This window comes from Phyllobacterium phragmitis (assembly GCF_002980495.1).
Classification (GTDB): Bacteria; Pseudomonadota; Alphaproteobacteria; order Rhizobiales; family Rhizobiaceae; genus Paramesorhizobium; species Paramesorhizobium phragmitis.
The window spans coordinates 36,737-54,029 of record NZ_PVBR01000018.1 but is presented as its reverse complement, the minus strand read 5'-3'; the positions used below and the strand labels follow the sequence as shown (position 1 = coordinate 54,029).

The 17,293-nt window shown below is 61.9% G+C and carries 11 protein-coding genes and 1 pseudogene; 6 read left to right on the top strand and 6 right to left on the bottom strand.

Annotated elements, in window-relative coordinates:
- Positions 1-15: 15 nt before the first annotated feature.
- From preA to C5748_RS20405, 3 genes are all read right to left on the bottom strand, one after another.
- A complete protein-coding gene (gene preA, locus C5748_RS20415; protein WP_105743782.1) occupies positions 16-1,323 on the bottom strand; it encodes an NAD-dependent dihydropyrimidine dehydrogenase subunit PreA in 1,308 nt (435 codons plus the stop codon).
- Positions 1,324-1,347: 24 nt separating this feature from the next.
- The gene (locus C5748_RS20410; RefSeq protein ID WP_105743781.1) at positions 1,348-2,853 is read right to left on the bottom strand and encodes an NAD(P)-dependent oxidoreductase; all 1,506 of its coding nucleotides are present in this window, start codon (positions 2,851-2,853) and stop codon (positions 1,348-1,350) included.
- A 160-nt stretch (positions 2,854-3,013) separates the two neighbouring features.
- A complete protein-coding gene (locus C5748_RS20405) occupies positions 3,014-3,469 on the bottom strand; it encodes an SRPBCC family protein (RefSeq protein ID WP_105743780.1) in 456 nt (151 codons plus the stop codon).
- A 207-nt stretch (positions 3,470-3,676) separates the two neighbouring features.
- On the opposite strand from C5748_RS20405, the gene C5748_RS20400 reads away from it, so the two are divergent.
- From C5748_RS20400 to C5748_RS20385, 4 genes are all read left to right on the top strand, one after another.
- A complete protein-coding gene (locus C5748_RS20400; protein WP_105743779.1) occupies positions 3,677-5,476 on the top strand; it encodes an IlvD/Edd family dehydratase in 1,800 nt (599 codons plus the stop codon).
- 300 nt (positions 5,477-5,776) lie between these two features.
- On the top strand, positions 5,777-7,420 hold the full coding sequence (gene pgi, locus C5748_RS20395; protein WP_105743778.1) for a glucose-6-phosphate isomerase: 1,644 nt from the start codon (positions 5,777-5,779) through the stop codon (positions 7,418-7,420).
- Positions 7,421-7,498: 78 nt separating this feature from the next.
- Positions 7,499-8,560 carry a M14 family metallopeptidase gene (locus C5748_RS20390; RefSeq protein ID WP_105743777.1) on the top strand — a complete coding sequence of 354 codons (1,062 nt, stop codon included), beginning with the start codon at positions 7,499-7,501 and terminating at the stop codon, positions 8,558-8,560.
- Entirely contained in the window at positions 8,557-9,315 is a 759-nt protein-coding gene (locus C5748_RS20385; RefSeq protein WP_105743776.1) for an HAD family hydrolase, read from the top strand. Before C5748_RS20390 ends, C5748_RS20385 begins: the two co-directional genes overlap by 4 nt.
- 91 nt (positions 9,316-9,406) lie before the next feature.
- Here the strand turns inward: C5748_RS20385 and C5748_RS20380 are convergent, their stop codons facing one another.
- From C5748_RS20380 to C5748_RS20370, 3 genes and pseudogenes are all read right to left on the bottom strand, one after another.
- A complete protein-coding gene (locus C5748_RS20380; RefSeq protein WP_105743775.1) occupies positions 9,407-11,302 on the bottom strand; it encodes a long-chain fatty acid--CoA ligase in 1,896 nt (631 codons plus the stop codon).
- 164 nt (positions 11,303-11,466) lie between these two features.
- Positions 11,467-12,060: a DUF924 family protein gene (locus C5748_RS20375; protein ID WP_105743774.1), complete on the bottom strand. Its 594-nt coding sequence runs from the start codon at positions 12,058-12,060 to the stop codon at positions 11,467-11,469.
- Between the two features lie 85 nt (positions 12,061-12,145).
- A pseudogene (locus tag C5748_RS20370) lies at positions 12,146-12,766 on the bottom strand (TetR family transcriptional regulator); the annotation flags it as partial.
- Between the two features lie 205 nt (positions 12,767-12,971).
- On the opposite strand from C5748_RS20370, the gene C5748_RS20365 reads away from it, so the two are divergent.
- Both C5748_RS20365 and C5748_RS20360 read left to right on the top strand, forming a co-directional pair.
- A complete protein-coding gene (locus tag C5748_RS20365) occupies positions 12,972-14,153 on the top strand; it encodes an efflux RND transporter periplasmic adaptor subunit (protein WP_105743772.1) in 1,182 nt (393 codons plus the stop codon).
- Positions 14,150-17,290, top strand: coding sequence for an efflux RND transporter permease subunit (locus C5748_RS20360; protein WP_105743771.1), 3,141 nt, complete (start codon positions 14,150-14,152; stop codon positions 17,288-17,290). Before C5748_RS20365 ends, C5748_RS20360 begins: the two co-directional genes overlap by 4 nt.
- The last annotated feature ends 3 nt before the right edge of the window (positions 17,291-17,293 follow it).

The following is a 17,293-nucleotide window of genomic DNA, read 5'->3' as shown; positions in this document are numbered from 1 at the left end:
GGATCTCCCGGCAATTCACTCCGCCGCCATTTTCGCCATCGGATTGTTCGGATGGGTCGTCCAGTTGGCATAGTCGGCATGGATCGGCGCCTTGGTGCGCGGATCGATGCCGGAAATCGTCTCCATCGTGATGCAATCCTCGACGGGGCAGACATTGACGCACAGATTGCAACCGACGCATTCCTCGTCGATGACCTCGAAATGCCGCGCACTGTTGACCGTCGCGGTGATCGCCTGGTGCGACGTGTCCTCGCACGCGATATGGCAGCGTCCGCATTTGATGCAGAGATCCTGGTCGATCCGCGCCTTGGTGACGTGGTTCAGATTGAGATACTGCCAGTCGGTGACATTCGGCACCGCCATGCCCTGGAATTCCTCGATGGAGCGGAAGCCCTTGCGGTCCATCCAGTCCGAGAGCCCATCGATCATTTCCTGCACGACCTTGAAGCCATAGGTCATCGCAGCCGTGCAGACCTGCACATTGCCGCAGCCGAGCGCGATGAATTCGGCGGCGTCGCGCCAGGTGGTGATGCCGCCGATGCCGGAGATCGGCAGGCCGCGCGTTTCCGGATCGCGGGCGATTTCCGCCACCATGTTGAGCGCGATCGGCTTGACGGCAGGGCCGCAATAGCCGCCATGCGAACCGCGCCCGTCGATCGAGGGGATGGGCGAGAAATCGTCGAGGTCGACCGAGACGATGGAATTGATCGTATTGATCAGCGACACCGCATCCGTGCCGCCCGCCTTTGCGGCGCGCGCCGGCTTGCGGATATCGGCGATGTTGGGCGTCAGCTTGGTGATGACGGGCATGCGGCTGTACTGCTTGCACCAGCGCACCACCATTTCGATATATTCCGGCACCTGGCCGACCGCAGCGCCCATGCCGCGCTCGCTCATCCCGTGCGGACAGCCGAAATTGAGCTCGATACCGTCAGCCCCTGTTTCCTCGACCAGCGGCAGGATCGCCCTCCACGCGCTTTCCTCGCAGGGCACCATGATCGAGGCGATCAGCGCGCGGTCCGGCCAGCGCATCTTCACCTCCTTCATTTCCCGCAAATTCATATCCAGCGGTCGATCGGTGATGAGCTCGATATTGTTGAGGCCGAGGAGCCTGCGGTCCGGCCCGTGGATCGCGCCATAGCGCGGACCGTTGACATTGACGACCGGCGGTCCCTGTTCGCCGAGCGTCTTCCAGACCACGCCGCCCCATCCCGCCTTGAAGGCGCGTTCGACATTATAGGCCTTGTCGGTCGGCGGCGCGGAAGCCAGCCAGAACGGGTTGGGAGATTTGATGCCGAGGAAATTGCTTGAGAGATCAGCCATGATATGTGGTCCTTATCCCCGTCTTCAGCGCGCCAGTGGATCAGCCGAAGGCTGTGGTTGCGGCATGTGGCCGGTCGAGCCAGCCGCGCCGCCTGCAAGGACGGCTTCGGCAAAGCCGTCGATCTGATCCGGCACCCGCATCAAGGCGCGGTGGATGGATTCCGCTGCGAGCTTGCCGTCCTGGACGGCGGCGACCGTCAGATCCTGGCCGTCCGCGATGCAGTCGCCGCCGGCCCATATGCCTTCGACGGAGGTGCGCCGCTCCGCATCGACGCTGATGCGGCCCTTTGCCAGGCCAATTCCGGAGCCGGCGAGGGGGTGGGCGTCGAACGTCTGGCCGATCGCCTTGAACACCTGGTCCGCCGCAAGCGTCAGCATCTCGCCGGTACCGACGAGCTTGCCGTTCGCCTGAGCGGTATATTCGAGCTCGATGCCGCTGATGGTATCAGAGGCATTGCGCTTCAGCGCTGTCGGCTGCAGCCAGTGGCGGATGACGACGCCATGCGTCTGCGCCAGTTCCTGCTCATAGGCGCTGGCATTCATGCTTTCCCGCCCGCGCCTGTAGGCGATGGTGACGTTTTGCGCTCCAAGCAGCTTGACCTGGATGGCGACGTCGATGGCCGTCATGCCGCCGCCGATGACCACCGCGTCACGGCCCACGGGTAGGCTCGAAAGATCGTCGCTTTGACGCAGCGCCGCGATATATTCCACCGCGTCGATGCAGCCTTCGGCATCCTCGCCGTCAAGGCCGAGATCGTTGACCTCGGGCAGGCCCATGCCGAGAAACACTGCGTCATGACCGGCTTTCAACGCCTCGAGGCTGATGTCGCGGCCAAGCACCTTGCCGTTCTCGATGGTGATGCCGCCGATCTCCAGGATGAATTCCAGCTCCCTCCGGGCAAAATCATCGACGGTCTTGTAGGCGGCGATGCCATATTCGTTGAGGCCGCCGCTTTTCGGCCGCGTCTCGAAAATCGTCACCTCGTGGCCAAGTTTGGCAAGGCGGTGCGCCGCCGATAGCCCGGCCGGGCCTGCGCCAACCACGGCGATATGCTTGCCGGTCGGTGTTGTGCGAGTAAAAGGATGCTTGCCCTCCGCCATCAGATGGTCGGTTGCGTAGCGCTGCAGAAGGCCGATCTTCACCGGCTTGCCTTCCGCTGCTTCGCGCACGCAGGCCTGCTCGCACAGCGTCTCGGTCGGGCAGACGCGGGCGCACATGCCGCCGAGGATGTTTTCGGCCAGGATGGTCTTGGCCGAGCCGGTCGGATTGTCTGCGCCGATCTGGCGGATGAAGAGGGGAATGTCGATGCCGGTCGGGCAGGCGTTTATGCACGGGGCATCGTAACAGAAATAGCAGCGATCCGCCTCGACGAAGGCCTCGTGCCGCGTCAGCGGCGGGTGCAGATCTTCAAAAACATTGATATAGGCGGCGGGGTCGAGCCTGCCCGCCCTGATATCCGGAGTTTCGGTTTCAAAGGCGGCCGATCCTGCTGATCCCCATTTTGGTGATTCAGGTCCTGCTGATGCCATGAGATCGCATCTCCCATCTTAGGAGCCGCGCTATTCCCTTAAGCGCTGGGCTCTGTTTTCCGGTGGCGATTTCTTCGCCTTGTCCGATATGGGCAGGATGACATGTTTTCTCAGAAGGTCAAATTTTTTATCATCTGGTCAATAATGAGCAAAGTCTCTCTCATGTCTCGGAACGGCCATCGCTGGCGGCCTTGCCGATGCTGGAGAAAAATCGGTCCGCCAGCTTTCGCGAGGTCGAGCTGAGCAGCCTGGTGCCGAACTGCGCTATTTCGCCGCCGGCATCGCCCCTGATCGCATAGATCAGCACGGTTTCGCCGCCGTCCTCGATCAGCACCACATCGGCGCTGCCATGGACGAAACCGGCGATGCTGCCTTTGCCCGCGCCTGAGATCGTATAGGAAACAGGCGGATTGAGATTGGAGAGTTCGAGCTCACCGTGGAACCTGACCTTCACCGGGCCGAGCCTTACGCCGAGTGCTGCGTCGATCTCGGTTGCGGTGCGTTTTTCCAGCGATTCGCATCCTGGTATGCAGGCTTTGAGCGTCTCGATATCGTTCAACGCCCGCCACACCGCCTCGCGCGGCGCGGCGATCCGCTCTTCTCCGGTCAAATCCATGTTGGTTCCTTCCTTTCAATCGCCGGCAACGTAGATTTTTTGGTCGGATTTCGCCATGTATTAGACGCGCAGCGCCCTTTACGCGTCCAAATGGCGCGCAACGATCCAAAAGTCATTTAGTAATACTTGTTGCCGTGTGACGCCGTTTGTCTTATCCATGGCGGCAAAGGCGAGGCTGGGAAAGCGGCCGGTGAGGAAAGCGAAATTATGAGCGAAAAGAAGACCAGAACACTCCGTTCTCAGGAATGGTTCGACAATCCCGATAATCCGAGCATGACGGCGCTCTATCTCGAGCGCTATCTGAATTATGGGTTGACGAGCCGTGAGTTGCGTTCAGGAAAGCCGATTATCGGCATCGCCCAGACTGGCTCCGATCTCTCGCCCTGCAACCGTCATCATGTCGAACTGGCCAAGCGCGTGCGCGACGGGATCGCGGCCGCCGGCGGTGTCGCGCTGGAGTTTCCGGTCCACCCCATTCAGGAGACCGGCAAGCGCCCGACCGCCGCGCTCGATCGCAATCTCGCCTATCTCGGCCTGGTCGAGGTGCTGTATGGCTATCCGCTCGATGGCGTCGTGCTGACGGTCGGCTGCGACAAGACCACGCCGGCCATGCTGATGGGCGCTGCGACGGTCAACCTCCCGGCCATTGCCCTTTCCGTCGGTCCGATGCTCAATGGCTGGCATCGCGGCGAGCGCACCGGTTCCGGCACCATCGTCTGGAAATCGCGCGAGCGGCTTGCAGCGGGCGAGATCGACTATGATCAGTTCATCGATATCGTCTCTTCTTCCGCCCCATCCGTCGGCTATTGCAACACGATGGGCACGGCGACGACGATGAATTCGCTTGCCGAGGCGCTCGGCATGGAACTGCCGGGCGGCGCGGCCATTCCGGCTCCCTATCGCGAGCGCGGCCAGATCGCCTACGAAACCGGTTTCCGCGCCGTCGAGATGGTGCGCGAGAATTTGCGGCCGTCTGACATCATGACGCGCGAAGCCTTCGAGAACGCCATCGTCGTCAATTCGGCCATCGGCGGCTCGACCAATGCACCCATCCATCTCAATGCGATCGCCCGCCATCTCGGCGTCAAGCTCGACAATGATGATTGGCAGGCGCTCGGCCACGAGATCCCGCTTCTGGTCAATCTCCAGCCGGCAGGCGAATATCTGGGTGAGGACTACCACCATGCCGGCGGTGTGCCCGCGGTCGTCAACGAACTGATGAAGGCCGGAAAGCTGCCGCATCCCGATGCGCTGACCATCAACGGCAAGAGCATCGGCGAGAATTGCCGCGGCGCGGAAAACCTCGACACGAAGGTCATCCGTCCGTTCTCCGATCCGCTGAAGGAGAAGGCCGGCTTCATCAATCTGAAGGGCAATCTCTTCGATAGCGCGATCATGAAGACCAGCGTCATCTCGCCGGAATTCCGCGACCGCTATTTGTCGAACCCGACGGACCCGGATGCCTTCGAGGGCATCGCGCAGGTCTTTAACGGTCCGGAGGATTACCACGCCCGTATCGATGATCCGGCACTCGGGCTCGACGAGGACACCATCCTGATCATGCGCGGCACGGGTCCCATCGGCTATCCCGGCGGGGCGGAAGTCGTCAACATGCAGCCGCCCGCTTATCTCATCAAGAAGGGCGTACATGCCCTGCCATGTGTCGGCGACGGCCGCCAGTCCGGCACGTCGGGCTCGCCGTCGATCCTCAACGCTTCGCCCGAAGCCGCCGCCAATGGCGGTCTGGCGCTGGTGAAGTCGGGCGACCGACTGCGCATAGACCTGAAGAAGGGGACGGCAGATATCCTCATCTCCGACGAGGAACTGCATAAGCGCCGCAGCGAACTGATGGCCGCCGGCGGCTATCCGTATCCCGCTCACCAGACGCCATGGCAGGAGATCCAGCGCGGCATGATCGACCAGCTCTCCGAGGGCATGGTGCTGAAGCCCGCGGTCAAATATCAACGCATCGCCCAGACCATGGGCCTGCCGCGCGACAACCATTAAGCGGGGCGATTTTGACGTGGTGCCCTTCACCCTCGTCCTTCGAGGCTCGCGTCGCGAGCGCCTCAGGATTAGGGTGAAGGGCACAGCGCTCCAGTAGCCCTCACGGTGAGGTGCGAATGAAGCGCAGCGGAATGAGCCTCGAACCACGAGGGCGCTGGGTGGGCGTTTCCATCAAAATGGAAAAGCCCAAATTGTTTCGAATTTTGAAAGGCCGGGACGGGGAGATTTCCTCGCCCGGCCTTACACTTTTCCTCTTCCGGCTCTAGTCTCGCTCAACCTTTCGATTCGGGAGTATGCGTCATGACCAGAAACGGGTCCAAGATCGACGAAGCCGTAGCCGCATTGAAACGCCATTGGCAAAATGGCGCGCCGAAGGATATGCGCGCCGCCTTCGCCTCCGATCTCGGACGCTTTTCGCGCTATTCCCTCATGCTCGATGACCTTCTGTTCGACTGGTCGAAATGCCTCGTCAATGACGAGACCATGCGCCTCCTCAAGGATCTGGCGGTCGCCGCCGATGTGGAAGGTCGCCGCGCCGCCATGTTCTCCGGTGTACCGATCAACAATTCGGAAGGCCGCGCCGTCCTGCATGTCGCGCTGCGCGACACGACGTCCGAAAAGATCATGGTCGACGGCGAGGATGTGCTGCCTGGCGTGCGCGAGGTGCTGAGCCGCATGGCGGCGTTCTCAAACGGCATACGCGATGGTTCGATCAAGGGCGCGACCGGCAAGCAGATCACCGACATCGTCAATATCGGCATCGGCGGTTCGGATCTGGGGCCCGTCATGGCGACGCTGGCGCTGTCACCCTATCATGACGGGCCGCGTGCCCATTTCGTCTCCAATATCGACGGCGCGCATATCGCCGATACGCTGGGGCCGCTCGATCCGGCGACGACGCTGATCATCGTCGCCTCGAAGACCTTCACCACGATCGAAACCATGACCAACGCCCAGACGGCACGCAAATGGATCGCCGAGGCGCTCGGCGAGGCGGCGGTCGGCGCGCATTTCGCCGCCGTTTCGACAGCGCTCGAAAAGGTTGCGGCCTTCGGCATCGCGTCCGACCGGGTGTTCGGCTTTTGGGACTGGGTCGGTGGGCGCTATTCCATCTGGTCGGCCATCGGCCTGCCTTTGATGATCGCTATCGGGCCGCAAAATTTCCGCCGCTTCCTCGAAGGCGCCCATGCGATGGATGTGCATTTCCGCGATGCGCCGCTCGATGAGAACCTGCCGGTGATGCTCGGCCTGATCGGCTATTGGCACCGCGCCATCTCGGGCTATGGCAGCCGCGCCGTCATTCCCTACGACCAGCGTCTGGCCCGGCTTCCGGCCTATCTCCAGCAGCTCGACATGGAATCGAACGGCAAGAGCGTCACCATCGACGGCGGGCCGGTATCGGGCCCGACCGGGCCGGTGGTGTGGGGCGAGCCGGGCACCAATGGCCAGCATGCCTTTTTCCAGCTTCTGCACCAGGGGACCGATGTCATCCCGGTGGAATTCATCGTCGCGGCGAGGGGGCACGAGCCGCATCTCGTCAACCAGCACGAGATGCTTTTGGCCAATTGCCTGGCGCAGTCGCAGGCGTTGATGAAGGGCCGCACGCTTGAAGAAGCCAAGGCGCAGCTTGCCGCCAAGGGGATGGAACAGGCGGAGATCGACCGCCTGGCCCCGCACCGCGTCTTTTCCGGCAACCGGCCGTCGCTCACCATCATTCACGATCTGCTCGATCCCTTTGCGCTCGGCCGGCTGGTGGCGCTTTACGAGCATCGCGTCTTCGTCGAGGCGCAGCTCTTCGGCATCAATGCCTTTGACCAATGGGGCGTGGAACTGGGCAAGGAACTGGCGACGGAGCTTCTGCCCGTCGTCTCAGGCGAGAAATCCGCCGAAGGCCGCGACGCCTCCACGCAAGGCCTTGTCGCCCATCTCAGGAAACGGCGCTAAATGACCTGACAGGCTTTGCCGCTTGCCCATCTGGACCGACCCCGAAACGCTGATAAGAAATGCGGACCGATAGAGATCATGAAGACTGAGACGATCACCCTTCCTGGCGATGTGCCCGGCAACGCCATCGAATTGCGGGTCCTGCGTTTTGAAGGCGGCGACGCGAATGCGCCGACGGCCTATCTGCAATCCTCGCTGCATGGCGGCGAGCTCCCCGGCCAGGCGGCTCTGCATTTCCTCGTTCCGCTTCTGGAAAAGGCTAAGGCCGAGGGCCGCATCGCCGGTGATATCACCATCGTTCCGCAGGCCAACCCGATCGCCTCGAACCAGTGGCAGGCCTATCAGCATCTCGGTCGTTTCGAATTATTCACCCAGACCAATTTCAACCGCGCCTTCCCGCTTCTGCCGGATTTCGACACATCCGGCCTGCTGGACATCGATGCGCCGGTGCCGCTTGCCGAAAGGCTGAAGGCGACACTTCTGCGCCTCGCTTTGCCGCATGAGATCGTGCTCGATCTGCACTGCGACGATCAGAGCGAGAACTATCTCTATATCCATCAGGATTTCTTGGCCGACATGTTGGACCTCGCCGCAGCACTCGGCTCGAAGGCGATCCTCTCCTGGGATTCGACCGCCGATGCCGCCTTCGAGGAAGCCTGCGCATACCCGGTTTTGCAGTTGTCCGCGGATGCCCGCGACATGAAGCGCCGCGCCGTCACGACCGTCGAGTTCCGCGGGCTTGCCGATGTCGACTTCGAGACAGGGTGGTCGGATGCGCAGGGCCTTTACCGTTTCCTCGTCCATCGCGGTGTGGTGAGGGATGACGGCGAGACGCTTTCGGCAAGTTTCGATGGCCCGGTGACGCCGCTTAGCCATGTCGAGATGGTGCGGGCGCCGCAGGGCGGCATGGTGCTTTATCATGTCGTCCCCGGCGACGAGGTCAGGGAGGGCGATAGCCTCGTCACCATTGTCACACGGCCCGGCGATGCATCCGGCGATGTCACGCTGACCGCGCCGCAGACCGGCCGCATCCTGACGCGGCGCAGCCTGCGCTATGTCAGGCGCGGTGACGATCTTCTCAAGCTTCTCGGTTCCCGTCTCTCGGCTGTCGCCAAGCGCCCCGGCGCATTGGAGGCATGATGGCGCACATGCCGCTTCGGGCCATCCGGGCCATCCTTTTCGACAAGGACGGCACGCTGGTCGATTTCAACCGGACATGGTTCGGCATATCGAAGGAACTGGCACGGCGTTCGGCTGGCGGCGATGAGGCGAAGGCCCGCGCCCTGCTGGAGGAGGGCGGTTATGATTGGGAGGCAAAGCGCTTCCGCGCCAATTCGGTGATCGCGGCTGGCACCGTTGAGGATGTCGTCGATCTCTGGCATCCGGACGCAAGCGAAGCGGACCGCGCGGCGCTGATCCGGGAGTATAATGATTATTGCGTCAGCGAAGGGGCCCGCGCCGCCGTTGCCATTGATGGATTGCAAGGAGCGCTGGAGGCATTGCGACGGGAGGGATATCTGCTCGGCATCGCCACCAATGATTCGGAAGCGGGCGCGCGGGCGACAGCGGAAGCGCTGGGGCTCACCAACCTGTTCCACACCTTTATCGGCTACGACACGGCCCTGCGCCCGAAGCCGCACCCGGACCCGGTCCACCATTTTGCCAGGGCGACCGGCCTGGAAGCCTGGAATATCGCCATGGTCGGCGACAACCCGCACGATATGGAAACGGCGCGTGCCGCCGATGCCGGCTATGCCATTGGCGTCCTGAGCGGCAACAGCTCGCGCGAGGTGCTGGAGCCGCTGGCCGACGCGGTGCTGCCATCGGTCGCCGATCTGCCTGCCTTTCTTGCTTCGAGCAACAAGCGGCCGGTGATCGAAAAGGTGCGGACCTGATTCCTTGGGCCGTTGTCGCTCCTCGGCCGTGGGGCCCCCGGGTTAAGAAACGAAAACCTTTCCGCAGCACTCCCGGTCTTTCCAGCCTCCGTCACACCTGCTCGTCGCGCAGCTTGCGCCGCAGGATCTTGCCGACATTGGTCTTCGGCAGTTCGTCGCGGAACTCGATTTCGCGCGGACGTTTGTAGTTGGTAAGCCGCTCGGCGCAGAAAGCTTTGACCGCATCCTCGGTCAGACCGGGATCGCGGCGGACGACGAACAGTTTCACAACCTCGCCGGAATGCTCATTCGGCACGCCGATGGCCGCCGCTTCGACGATACCGGGATGTTCCGCAGCCACTTCCTCGATCTCGTTGGGATAGACGTTGAAGCCGGAGACGAGGATCATGTCCTTCTTGCGGTCGACGATCTTGGTGAGCCCGCGTTCGTCCATGAAACCCATGTCGCCCGAACGGAAGAAGCCGTCGCTGTAAAAAGCCGTCTTCGTCTCGTCCGGCCGGTTCCAATAGCCGTGCATCACCTGTGGACCGCGAATGCAGATTTCACCCACTTCGCCGGGCGGAAGATCACGGCCGTTCTCGTCACGAATGGCGAGATCGGTCGAAGGAAGCGGCAGGCCGATCGTTCCTGAGAAATCGGTCGCATCCAGGCTGTTGGCCGTCGCCACCGGTGATGTCTCGGAAAGGCCGTAGCCCTCGGTGATATGGCAGCCGGTGATCGCGTGCCAGCGGTCGGCAACGGGACGCTGCACCGCCATCCCGCCGCCGAGTGTCAGGACCATCGGCTTGAAATCGAGCTTGCGGAAATCCTCATTGTTCAGGAGTGCGTTGAACAGCGTGTTGAGGCCGGGAAGGATGTGCACTGGATATTTCTGCAGTTCCTTCACGAAGGCCGGAATGTCGCGCGGATTGGGGATGAGCACATTGCGCGCGCCCTGTTCGATGCCCATCATCGCGTTCACGGTCAGCGCGAAGATGTGATAGAGCGGCAGCGCGCAGATGAAGTTCACTTCCTTCGGCTTGCCCTTGATCCGGTAGGCGACGTCGATCCACACGCGCATCTGCTCGACATTGGCGAGGATGTTGCTGTGAAGCAGCGTCGCGCCTTTGGAAATGCCTGTCGTGCCGCCGGTATATTGCAGGAAGGCGACATCGGATGGCGCCACTTCGACCGGTGAAAAGCCCTTTGCGGCGCCTTCGGCGAGCGCCGTCTTGAACGGCACGTGGTCCGGCAGGCTCCAGGTCGGGACCATCTTCTTGACCTTGCGCACGACGAAATTGACCAGATGGCCCTTGAGGCCGAGCATGTCGCCCATGGATGCGACGACGATATGCTTCACCTCAGTCCTAGGCAGGACGTTTTCCAGCGTCGTGGCGAAATTTTCCAGGATGATGATGGCCTTCGCGCCGGCGTCATTCAATTGATGTTCGAGTTCGCGTGGCGTGTAGAGCGGATTGACGTTCACCGCCACCAGCCCCGCCCGTAGTACCGCCGCTATGGCGACCGGGTATTGGAGCACGTTCGGCATCATCAGCGCCACGCGGTCGCCCTTGACGAGCCCGCGCGACTGCAGCCAGGCGGCAAGTGCTGTCGAACGCTCCTCCAGTTCCGCATAGGTCAGTGTCTTGCCCATGCTGGTGAAGGACGGCCTGTCGGCATATTTGCGGCAGGACGAAACAATGAGGTCGCCTATCGAGGAATAGGACGGCGTCTCGATCTCGGCGGGCACGCCTGTCGCATAGGATTTGAGCCAGGGGCGCGTTGGCGCAGCCGCAGAACGCTTTGGCGCAGCTTTCGCTGCCGGAGCCTTTGTGGCGGCCCGCTTGGCGCTGCTGGCGGCGGTCTTCGCAGCCGCGGGCTTTGCAGCCTTTGTTTTCGTCGGACTCTTGGTCGCTTTCGTCGCGGGCTTTTCCGCGGATGTCACTTTCTTGGCCAATTCTGCCTCCCTATCTCGTTCCGCTGCACCGTTCGGGCGCGGCCGCCCCATCTGTCAGCTCGTTTGCCAACGTGCCTCAAGACCAGATAACCCTATCGGCCTTGCTCCTCCATCTTTATCTATGGCCAGTTCACGCCCTCACGCAAGAGTTACATTGACGTAAGCGTAAAAATTCCTGCGCTGATTGTCGAACACAAGGCCGTGCTATCTCCAATTCACTTCGCCGCCGTCGGCAATGTCTGACCGTAGCCTTTATGGGTGAGGAGAAAGGCTTCTTCTTCCGCCGTGTTTGCGCGGTTCAAAATGACATTGCGATGGGGAAAGCGCCCGAAGCGGGCGATGATATCCCGATGATCGACAGCATATTTCAGCCCTTCCTCGTCACCGAGTTCGGTGAACAGCGCGACGGAGCGCTCCTGGTCGGCCGGATCCTCGCTATGCTCGAAGGGCAGATAGAGGAAGGCGCGTTTCTCCCGGGGCAGTTGATGATGAAGTTCCCTGTCGACCGCGTGCCGCGCGACGGCGAGCGCCAGCGAATCCGTGGCGAAGGCCCGCGCCGTTCCTCGGAACATATTGCGCGGAAACTGGTCGAGCGCGATGATGGCGGCGAGCGCCGTATTCGCATCTTCCGCAAGAGCGGTGGAATCTTCAGCGGCTTTCCGGGCGATCGCTTCGTGGCGTTCGAGAAACCGGGTGCGGATGTCGCCGTCGAGTTCGGGCGTGCTTTCGAACCATTCTTTCGGTCCGATCTCGCCGAACCAGAAATCCAGTATGTCAGCTTTCCAGTTTTGCCCGGGCTTTGTGTCCATGTTCCCTCACTTCTTTCAGTTTTGTTGGGGTGCCGGCAGATGAAATGGCATCGGTACTAATTCCTACCGCATAAGCAACCCCGCCGATATCGGCATTCCTTCTGAACGATGCAATCAGCGCCCGCGTCGATTTGGTGCCGACATCGACAAGGTCGAAGGCCTTTTGCGTTCTCACCCATTCGTTGAGGAGGCCGGACATGGCCGCGATCAATGCTCTTGCGGCATCTTCCGGCGTCCAGTCGGACGACAGCATCTTGCGGCGTTTGCACAGTTGAAGCAGCCTGACGAAAAGCTGATGCACGCGCGTGTTGGCCTGCCTGAGGCGGTCGAGCACTTGGCTCAGTTCGCCGACATATTCGCAGCGCTGGTTGATGATGGTGAAGACGCGCTGCTGGCGCTCGTCCTCGTCGAACATCTTCAGGCATGAGATCGCCGCTTCGAGGAGGATGTCGAGCGGATTGACCTGGTCGCCGGTCTGCACCTGTTCGACAAGGTCTTCCTGCGGAAAGCGGATACGGTCGACGATCGCCTTATAGATATCGGCCTTGTCCTTGAAATGGAAATAGATCGCTCCGCGGGTCACGCCTGCGCATTGCGCGATCTGCATCAATGTCGACTGGTTGACGCCGTTTTCGAGAAAAGCGTGTTCCGCCGCCTCGAGAATGGCCTCGCGAGTTTCCTCGGCTTCGGCCTTCGTCCTACGCATTCATCCTCCCTGTTTCCTCCCAAGCGCCTTTTTCGGCATGTTTTTGTTCATGGGTCTTTTCGCATCATCCTATGCCTCGCGCGCCGATAACTCAAACGTGAACGTTTCAGCCGCGTAAAGCCATGATATCAACTTCTGGGCTGTTTACAAACATTCATGTATGTTTTTATTTCGGCGAAACACCGGAAAAGGGTCTGGCTGCACAATGAATTTGGGTAAGTTTTCTCTGGCGGGATTGGCCGCCAGCATCGGTTTTGTCGTTCTGGCGGTCCTTCCCGCCGCCGCCCAGGCGCCTGACGGGCAAATGCCGCCGCCGCAGGTGACCGCCGTGGAGATCAAGCCGCACGAAGTGGGGTTGACCTATGATTATGCCGCGCGCGTCTCGGCATTCCGCGAAGTGCAGGTGCGTGCGCGGGTAGGCGGAATTCTGCTGCGCCGCAATTTCACCGAAGGGACCGAGGTCAAGGCCGGCGATCTCCTGTTCGAGATCGATCCCGCGCCCTATCAGGCCGAGCTCGACCGCGCCAAAGCGCAATTGGCGCAGGCCGAAGCGCAGTACCGCCAGTCGGTCCGCGATGCCGAGCGTGCCGAGCAACTCGTCCAGCAGAAGGTTCAGAGCGCCGCCACCCGCGACAGCGCAATCGCCACGCGCGACCTCAACGCCGCAATCGTCGCTGGCGCCAGGGCGCAGGTGCGCACCGCCGAGCTCAATCTCGGCTATACCAAGGTGACGGCCCCCATCGACGGCATCACCAGCCGGGAACAGGTGTCGGAGGGCAGCCTCATCGGCACCGACGCATCCTCCAGCCTTCTGACCTCGATCACCCAGCTCAACCCGGTCTATATCAATTTCTCCTTCAGCGATTCGGAGGCAGCCGAGATCCGCCGGCTTCTCGACGTGCAAAAGGCGAAGGGTGAGGATCCGAGCAAACTGAAGGTGAGGATCACTTTCGGCGACGGTCAGGTCTACAATCATGAGGGCGTCATCGACTTCACTTCGAGCAGCCTGGACGCCGAGACCGGAACGCTGGGCGCGCGCGCCGTGGTCGACAATCCCGACCGCCGGCTGATCCCCGGCCAGTTCGTTCGCGCGACCATTACCGGCGTGACGATCGACAATGCCATCGTCGTGCCCGAGGCTGCTCTGATGCAGGGGCCGAAGGGGCAGTTCGTTTACGTGATCGACGCCGACGGCAACGCCCAGATCTGTCCGCTGACGGTACGCCGTGAGGTCGAAGGCGGCTGGCTCGTCGCCTCCGGGCTCAATTCCGGCGATCGCATCGTGACCGAGGGCGTCATCAAGGTGCGGCCCGGCTCGCCCGTCAACGTCGGAACCGCGGCAGCGGCGGCGGACAGGATCTCCAACCCGGCTTCGGTGACACAATGAACCGCTTCTTCATCGACCGGCCGGTTTTCGCGGCGGTCATCTCCATCGTCATCGTTCTTGCCGGCATCGTGACGATGCGGATTTTGCCGATCGCGCAATATCCCGAACTCACCCCGCCTCAGGTCGTCATCACGGCGAATTACCCCGGCGCCAGCGCCGAAACCGTTGCGCAGACGGTGGCGGCGCCGCTTGAGCAGCAGATCAACGGCGTCGAGGACATGCTCTACATGCAGTCCACGAATTCGAGCGACGGCCAGATGCAGCTCACCGTCACCTTCGCGCTCGGCACCGATGCCGACCAGGCGACGATCAACGTCAACAATCGCGTGCAGCGCGCCACCTCGACCCTGCCGCAGGAGGTCACGCGTCTCGGCGTCACCGTCGCCAAGCGCTCGTCCTCGATTCTCGGCCTCGTGGCGATGTATGCCGAAGGCGGCCGCTATGACCGCACCTATGTCGGCAATTACGCCCTGTTGAACGTCATCGATGATCTCAAGCGTGTTCCCGGCGTCGGCGATGTCCAGCTTCTCGGCAACATCGATTACTCCATGCGCATCTGGCTGCGTCCGGACAAGCTCGCGCAGTACAATCTGACGCCGAGCGACGTTGCCGCCGCCATTCAGGAGCAGAACGCGCAATTCGCCGCCGGCCGCTTCAGCGATCAGCCGGATCCGAAATCCTCCGCCTTCACCTATTCGGCGACGACACAAGGGCGCCTGCCGGACGCGCAGGCCTTCGAAGACATCATCCTGCGCTCCGACCAGAATGCCGCGACGCTGCGCCTGAAGGATGTGGCGCGGGTGGAACTGGGCACCAGGAGCTATCTCGTCGACAGCAATCTGAACGGCACGCCCGCCGTGCCGATCGCGCTCTATCTGCAGCCCGGCGCCAACGCGCTCAACACGATGGATCTCGTCAGGGCGCGGATGGATGATCTGAAGGTGAATTTCCCGCAGGGCATCGATTATTCCGTTCCCTACGACACCACCAAATTCATCCAGGTTTCGATCGAGGAGGTCGTTCACACCTTCATCGAAGCGATCATCCTCGTCGTGCTGGTCGTCTTCCTCTTCCTGCAGAACTGGCGCGCGACGCTTATCCCCGTCATCGCCGTTCCGATCTCGATCATCGGTACCTTCGCGGGCATGTATGTGCTCGGCTTCTCGATCAATCTCCTGACCTTGTTCGGCCTGGTGCTGGCCATCGGTATCGTCGTGGACGATGCGATCGTGGTCCTGGAAAATGTCGAACGCATCATGTCGACGGAGAAACTGCCGCCCAAGGAAGCCGCCATCAAGGCGATGGGCGAGGTGACGGGGCCGGTCATCGCCATCGTCCTCGTGCTCTGCGCGGTGTTCGTGCCCGTTTCCTTCATGGGCGGGCTCGTCGGCGAGATGTACAAGCAGTTCGCCGTCACCATCGCCATGTCGGTGACGATCTCCGGCATTGTGGCGCTGTCGTTGACGCCGGCGCTCTGCGCATTGCTGCTCAAGCCCGGCCATCATGAGCCAGCCCTGCCGTTCCGCATCTTCAACCGTTTCTTCGAGCGGCTCACCAACGGCTACACGGCAGGCGTGCGCTTCTTCGTCAAGCGTGTGGCGATCGGCCTTCTGATCTTCGCCGGCATCTGCGGCGCAACCGCCTATATGTTCTATACGGTTCCGGGCTCCCTGCTTCCCGACGAGGACCAGGGCGTTCTCTTCAGCGTGGCGATGCTGCCGCCGGCGGCCTCGCTGGTGCGCACGGAGGCGGTGGTCGATCAGGCGAGCGAGAATATGCGCAAGCATCCAGCTGTCGAGAACGTCTTCGCGGTATCGGGCTTCGATCTTCTCTCCGGTGGGCTGAAGACCAATGCCGGTACCATGTTCGTAACGCTGAAGGATTGGGACGAGCGCACGACGCCGGACCTCGATGCACGCAATCTCGCGGGCCAGCTGATCGGCATGAACGCCGGTATCAAGGACGGCATGGTGCTCGCCTTCAATCCGCCCCCCATCATGGGCCTCTCCACCACGGGCGGTTTCGAGCTTTATCTCCAGGACCGCACCGGCGGCGACGTGGCGGCGCTGACGAATGCCACGCAGCAACTGGTCGAGGCGGCGTCCAAGCGTCCGGAACTGACCGGCGTGCGAACCAGCTTCGATCCCAATATCCCGCAATACAAGCTCGACCTCAACCGTGAAAAGGCCAAGGCGATGGGCGTGCCGATCAATTCGGTGTTCGAGGCGATGCAGGCCACGTTCGGCAGCCTCTATGTCAACGACTTCACGCTCTATGGCCGCAACTATCAGGTCAATCTGCAGTCGGAGGCGGATTTCCGCCGGACCCCGTCCGATCTGAAGCACGTCTTCGTACGGGCCGATTCCGGCAGCATGATCCCGCTGAGCGCGCTCGTCACGGTTCAGCGCGTCGTCGGTCCCGACCAGCTCGAACGCTTCAACGCCTTCGCCGCGGCCAAGGTTACCGGCAATCCGGCGCCAGGCTATACCTCAGGCGACGCGATCCGCGTCATGCAGGAAGTGGCGAAGGAGGCGCTGCCGTCCGGCTATCAGATCGCCTGGACGGGCACCGCCTATCAGGAGCTTGAAACCAGCGGCACCGGCTCGCAGGCAATGATCTTCGGCCTGATCATGGTGTTCCTCATCCTGGCCGCCCAGTATGAACGCTGGAGCCTGCCGCTCGCCGTCATCACGGCGGTGCCCTTCGCCATGTTCGGTGCGCTCGTGGCGATTTTGCTGCGTGGGCTCACCAACGACGTCTATTTCCAGATCGGCCTTGTTACGCTGATCGGGCTTGCGGCGAAGAACGCCATCCTGATCGTCGAATTCGCCGTGTTGCAGCGCGAGCAGGGGAAATCGGCGATGGATGCCGCCATCGAGGCCGCCAAGCTGCGCTTCCGCCCGATCGTCATGACCTCGCTCGCCTTCATTCTGGGCGTGGTTCCCCTGGCGATCAGCACCGGCGCGGGCTCGGCCAGCCGTCACTCGATCGGTACCGGCGTCATCGGCGGCATGCTGGCGGCGACCTTTATCGCCACCTTCTTCATTCCTATGTTCTACAGGCTCATCGCCTGGAAAGACCCGAAGAAGTATGAGGCCGGCTCAGCTGAGAAAGTCGAAACCGTTCCGACGGAGTAAATT

Excerpts from the sequence above, each read along its gene's own strand:
- preA (WP_105743782.1), bottom strand. The coding sequence starts at position 1,323 with ATGGCTGATCTCTCAAGCAATTTCCTCGGCATCAAATCTCCCAACCCG.
- C5748_RS20410 (WP_105743781.1), bottom strand. The coding sequence starts at position 2,853 with ATGGCATCAGCAGGACCTGAATCACCAAAATGGGGATCAGCAGGATCG.
- C5748_RS20405 (WP_105743780.1), bottom strand. The coding sequence starts at position 3,469 with ATGGATTTGACCGGAGAAGAGCGGATCGCCGCGCCGCGCGAGGCGGTG.
- C5748_RS20400 (WP_105743779.1), top strand. The coding sequence starts at position 3,677 with ATGAGCGAAAAGAAGACCAGAACACTCCGTTCTCAGGAATGGTTCGAC.
- pgi (WP_105743778.1), top strand. The coding sequence starts at position 5,777 with ATGACCAGAAACGGGTCCAAGATCGACGAAGCCGTAGCCGCATTGAAA.
- C5748_RS20390 (WP_105743777.1), top strand. The coding sequence starts at position 7,499 with ATGAAGACTGAGACGATCACCCTTCCTGGCGATGTGCCCGGCAACGCC.
- C5748_RS20385 (WP_105743776.1), top strand. The coding sequence starts at position 8,557 with ATGATGGCGCACATGCCGCTTCGGGCCATCCGGGCCATCCTTTTCGAC.
- C5748_RS20380 (WP_105743775.1), bottom strand. The coding sequence starts at position 11,302 with ATGGGGCGGCCGCGCCCGAACGGTGCAGCGGAACGAGATAGGGAGGCA.
- C5748_RS20375 (WP_105743774.1), bottom strand. The coding sequence starts at position 12,060 with ATGGACACAAAGCCCGGGCAAAACTGGAAAGCTGACATACTGGATTTC.
- C5748_RS20365 (WP_105743772.1), top strand. The coding sequence starts at position 12,972 with ATGAATTTGGGTAAGTTTTCTCTGGCGGGATTGGCCGCCAGCATCGGT.
- C5748_RS20360 (WP_105743771.1), top strand. The coding sequence starts at position 14,150 with ATGAACCGCTTCTTCATCGACCGGCCGGTTTTCGCGGCGGTCATCTCC.